Consider the following 4,285-nt stretch of genomic DNA (forward strand, 5'->3'; position numbering starts at 1 on the left):
ACAACCTCGCCACCGGCTCCTCGGTGACGGTGCTGGCGAAGGTTTCGGGCAGCACCGCGACGGCGCTGACCATCACCGACTCCGCCCTGTCACGGCAGGGCGGCTTCCCCGGCGGCAACCAGGGTGGCGGCCAGGGCGGCTTCCCCGGCGGCGGCCCCGGCGGCCCCGGCGGCAACTGAACGACCGGCACGGCGGCCGGGCCCCAGGGGCTGGGGCGAGCCGTGAAGGGTCCCTTCACAGTCGATACGACTGTGAAGGGACCCTTCACGGCAGCCTTGGGCCGTGAGGGGGTCCCTCACGGCCGTTCACGCACACAGGACACCTGTGGTCAATAACACACGATATGGAGTAATCGTGGTCAACGGGTCAGATCGAACTGACCGGCCTTGACCCCCACCAGGAACGCTTCCCACTCACCGGCGTCGAAGACGAAGACCGGGCTGTCCGCCAGCTTCGTGTCGCGCACGCCGATGACGCCCGCGGTCCCCGTGTTGACTTCGACACAGTTGCCGCCGTTCGGCTCGCTGGCGAAGGATTTTTCCCACTTTCCCTCGTCGAACAGCGCGCCCGCCGTCGCCGGATCGTAATCCAGCCGGCGCGGGTGTTCCGCCATAGGTGCTACCTCCGTGCTCTTCCGGCCATGCCCGTTGATCTGCTGAAACGAGCGAGCCCCCGACTTTTCCGGCCCGGCCAGGGTCCGGCCGAGTGATCTAATCCTTGACCACTCGACAGCAGGATTATTCCAGTAGTAGGATTAATCACGTCGGTCGGGGCCAGCGCTGGGCCGACCGCTGTTGGAACCCCAGCCGACCTCGTCGCGGAGGTGCACCTTGCCTGGAGTAGACGCGGGTGGCGCCGTTGCCGTTGCGCCGCCGCGCGATGAAGTACCACCGCGCCGCGCCTCCCCCCCGTTCGCCGCGCTCTTGCCGTTCATGGTCGTCGGGCGGGTGCACGGCCGGGACGAGGCGGCCCGGGCGGCCTCACCCCACGACGCACTCGAACGGATGCTCACCTGGCTGCTCTCCGACGACGACGCCACGGCCGTCTGGTACCTGCGGGAGGACTGGCCGACCGCGCTCACCCTGGTAGGCCGACCCGCTCGCGGCGTCGTCGGCGAAACCCGCCGTCAGGCACACCTGTTCCGCCTGGAACCCGGCGCGGTGCTCTACGGCTCGATCACCGCCCGCTGCGGGGCCGAGCTCGGCCTGCCGGAGATCGAATGGCTCCCCGTGGGCGCCGGAATGCCCTGCGAATGCTGCCTCGTGTTGAACGGAACCGGCGACTGAAGGGATTTCCGAGATGACCGTCCGCATCGGCAACACCGAAACCCCCGGCCGCCGCCACCCGCGCGGCGAAGACGGCGAGCAGGCCGTGGAACGCCGACGCGCCAACCTGATCAGCGCCTACCGCAGGCAGCGCAGCGGCTGGTGGTACCACCTCGAATTCGCCCTGCTCAGGTCCCGGTAGACGAGCCGGACGGCTCAGCGTGACATCTCGGCCCGGTAGCGCTCGGCCGTCTTCCTGAGGAACTCCCGCGTCTCCTGGCGTTCCAGTGCCGCACCGCGCAGCCTGTCCCACGCGTCCACGAAGAGCTGGAAGTCCTTCTGGTCGTCGAGGTAGATACCGCCCGCGGAATGCTCGATGTAGACGAAATCCCGCGTCCGGTCGGCGAAACGCATGATCGTGAAGTCGTTCGGCACCGCGGCCAGGCGGGCGTCGAACTCCAGCACGTGGATGTAGACCCGCTGACGCTTGTCGAGTTCCATCAGGTGCTCGATCTGGTCCAGCATCACGGCCGGTGCGTGACCGCCCGGCGCGCGCCGCAGGGCGGCCTCGCTGAGGATGAACCGGTAGTACGGGGGCTGCGGCTGGTCGAAGACCGCCTTGCGGTCCAACCGGTTGCGCACCAGCGATGTGACGTCGGTGGCGCCGAACTCGGTGAACTGCTTGAGCATGTAGTGCTCGGACTGCAGCGGGCCCGGGACGCGCTCACCGGTCCAGGTCATGATCTCGACGGCGGCCGGTTCCAGGTCGGTGAAGGTGCGGAACCAGTGCGGCACCACCGAGCGGTAACCGGACCAGTGCCCTCGCTGGCCCGCGGCGGCGCGAGCCAGGTTCATCAACGTCTCGGACTCGTCGCCGTTGATGCCGAAGGCGTCGAGCATCGCCCGCACGTCGCCGAGTTTGACGCCCACCGCACCGGATTCGATCTTGTTGACCTTGCCCTGGGTGCAGCCGAGCACCTCGGCGACCTGCTGCTGGGTCATCTTGGCCGCGATACGGGCGTGCCGGAGTTCGTTGCCGAGTGCCTTGCGCCGGGAGGTGACGGTACTAGCCATTGCTCACTTCCCGGTGCCATCCCATTCCGCTGTCGTCCATGATCGTAAGTCGCCGACCGTACCGAAGTCCGTACCCGTTTTCCACCCGATCGCCCACACCGCCAGCGGAATGATCCCAAGAAACCGGCCGGAACGCCAGTTACGGCGTCCACCAGGACGAACGCCACAACGCGCTAGTGTGCGGATAGGCCAAGACGGAAGGCAGGCTATGAGCAAGAAGGCGAGCATCGGCGTGACCGGCCTGGCGGTGATGGGCCGCAACCTGGCCCGGAACCTGGCACGGCACGGGCACACGGTCGCGCTGCACAACCGGTCCGAGCAACGGACGCGCGACCTCGTGGCCGAGTTCGGCGACGAGGGTGACTTCATCCCGACCTACTCCGCGCAGGAGTTCGTCGACGCGCTCGAACGCCCGCGCCAGATCGTGATCATGGTGAAGGCCGGGGCCGCGACCGACGCGGTGATCGAGGAGTTCGCACCGCTGCTGGAGAAGGGCGACGTCATCGTCGACGCCGGCAACGCGCACTTCGCGGACACGCGCCGCCGGGAGGCCGCGCTGCGCGAACGCGGGCTGCACTTCGTCGGGACGGGCGTGTCCGGCGGCGAAGAGGGCGCCCTGCACGGCCCGAGCATCATGCCGGGCGGGTCCGTGGAGTCCTACCAGTCCCTCGGCCCGCTGTTCGAGGATATTTCGGCCAAAGTAGACGGTGCGCCGTGCTGCACCCACATCGGCCCCGACGGGGCCGGACACTTCGTGAAGATGGTGCACAACGGCATCGAGTACGCCGACATGCAGCTCATCGCGGAGTCCTTCGACCTGCTGCGCGGCGCACTCGGCTATGAGCCGGCCCAGATCGCGGACGTGTTCCGCACCTGGAACACCGGGCGCCTGGACTCGTACCTGATCGAGATCACCGCGGAGGTCCTCGCGCACGTGGACGCCGCCACCGGCAGGCCGTTCGTGGACATCGTGGCCGACCAGGCCGAGCAGAAGGGCACCGGCCGCTGGACCGTGCAGATCGGCCTCGACCTCGGGGTGCCAATCAGCGGTATCGCCGAGGCCGTGTTCGCGCGGTCCCTGTCCGGCAGCGCGGGTCTGCGGGCCGCCAGCCGGGGGCTGCCCGGTCCGGTCCGGACCCCGCTGACGGGTGCCGAGGCCGAGCGCTTCGCCGACGACGTCGAGCACGCGCTGTACGCGTCGAAGATCGTCGCCTACGCGCAGGGCTTCAACCAGATCCAGGCAGGCGGCGCCGAGTACGGCTGGGACATCGACCTGGGCGCGCTCGCCTCGATCTGGCGCGGCGGCTGCATCATCCGGGCGAAGTTCCTCGACGACATCCGCGCCGCCTACGCCGCCGAACCCGGCTTGCCCACGCTGCTCACCTCGGGCGACTTCCGCAAGGCCGTCGAGGAGGCGCAGGACTCCTGGCGTTCGGTGGTGTCCACCGCGGCCCGGCTGGGCATCCCGACGCCCGGGTTCTCCACCGCGCTGGCGTACTACGACGGCCTGCGCGCGGAGCGCCTGCCCGCCGCACTGGTGCAGGGACAGCGCGACTTCTTCGGCGCGCACACCTACCGCCGGGTCGACCGGGAGGGCTCGTTCCACACCGCCTGGGCCACCGAGGACCGCACGGAATCCCCCGCCTGATCCCGTTCTGCCGCAGGGCCGTGAGGGACCCCTCACGGCCCTGTTTGCGGGAAGGGGACCCCTCACGGCACAGGGTGAGCTTCACGCGTTGGGGAACATGCTTTTGAGGAACGCGCGGATCTCGCGGTCCACGGCGTCCTTGGTGACGCCGAGCCCAGCGAGAAGCTCATATGCCGGCCCTTCGCCCTGTTCGAGCAGGGCCAGCAGGATGTGCTCGGTGCCGACGTAGTTGTGCCCGAGGCGCAGGGCTTCACGGACGGTGAGTTCGAGCGCCTTGCGGCTGCGGCCGGTGAACGGG

Annotated in this window: 6 protein-coding genes; 3 read left to right on the top strand and 3 right to left on the bottom strand. The window is 69.0% G+C overall.

Annotated elements, in window-relative coordinates; translation table 11 throughout:
• Nucleotides 1-358 precede the first annotated feature (358 nt).
• The gene (locus tag FNH05_RS33525) at nucleotides 359-613 is read right to left on the bottom strand and encodes a DUF397 domain-containing protein (RefSeq protein ID WP_144592870.1); all 255 of its coding nucleotides are present in this window, start codon (nucleotides 611-613) and stop codon (nucleotides 359-361) included.
• A 319-nt stretch (nucleotides 614-932) separates the two neighbouring features.
• Between FNH05_RS33525 and FNH05_RS33530 the strand changes: the two genes are divergently transcribed.
• Nucleotides 933-1,286, top strand: coding sequence for a hypothetical protein (locus FNH05_RS33530; RefSeq protein WP_144592871.1), 354 nt, complete (start codon nucleotides 933-935; stop codon nucleotides 1,284-1,286).
• Nucleotides 1,287-1,299: 13 nt separating this feature from the next.
• On the top strand, nucleotides 1,300-1,467 hold the full coding sequence (locus FNH05_RS38490; protein ID WP_186382869.1) for a hypothetical protein: 168 nt from the start codon (nucleotides 1,300-1,302) through the stop codon (nucleotides 1,465-1,467).
• A gap of 14 nt (nucleotides 1,468-1,481) precedes the next feature.
• Here FNH05_RS38490 and FNH05_RS33535 read toward each other — a convergent pair whose 3' ends face one another.
• Nucleotides 1,482-2,339: a helix-turn-helix domain-containing protein gene (locus tag FNH05_RS33535; protein ID WP_144592872.1), complete on the bottom strand. Its 858-nt coding sequence runs from the start codon at nucleotides 2,337-2,339 to the stop codon at nucleotides 1,482-1,484.
• A 208-nt stretch (nucleotides 2,340-2,547) separates the two neighbouring features.
• Here FNH05_RS33535 and gndA point away from each other — a divergent pair, with 208 nt between their 5' ends.
• Complete coding sequence (gene gndA, locus FNH05_RS33540; protein ID WP_144592873.1) at nucleotides 2,548-3,987, top strand: NADP-dependent phosphogluconate dehydrogenase; 1,440 nt, start codon at nucleotides 2,548-2,550, stop codon at nucleotides 3,985-3,987.
• An 81-nt stretch (nucleotides 3,988-4,068) separates the two neighbouring features.
• Here gndA and FNH05_RS33545 read toward each other — a convergent pair.
• Nucleotides 4,069-4,285 (bottom strand): Clp protease N-terminal domain-containing protein (locus tag FNH05_RS33545; protein WP_186382870.1); only part of this gene is annotated, 217 nt, incomplete at its 5' end.

This window comes from Amycolatopsis rhizosphaerae (assembly GCF_007713715.1).
GTDB lineage: Bacteria > Actinomycetota > Actinomycetes > Mycobacteriales > Pseudonocardiaceae > Amycolatopsis_E > Amycolatopsis_E rhizosphaerae.

Excerpts from the sequence above, each read along its gene's own strand:
- FNH05_RS33525 (WP_144592870.1), bottom strand. The coding sequence starts at position 613 with ATGGCGGAACACCCGCGCCGGCTGGATTACGATCCGGCGACGGCGGGC.
- FNH05_RS33530 (WP_144592871.1), top strand. The coding sequence starts at position 933 with ATGGTCGTCGGGCGGGTGCACGGCCGGGACGAGGCGGCCCGGGCGGCC.
- FNH05_RS38490 (WP_186382869.1), top strand. The coding sequence starts at position 1,300 with ATGACCGTCCGCATCGGCAACACCGAAACCCCCGGCCGCCGCCACCCG.
- FNH05_RS33535 (WP_144592872.1), bottom strand. The coding sequence starts at position 2,339 with ATGGCTAGTACCGTCACCTCCCGGCGCAAGGCACTCGGCAACGAACTC.
- gndA (WP_144592873.1), top strand. The coding sequence starts at position 2,548 with ATGAGCAAGAAGGCGAGCATCGGCGTGACCGGCCTGGCGGTGATGGGC.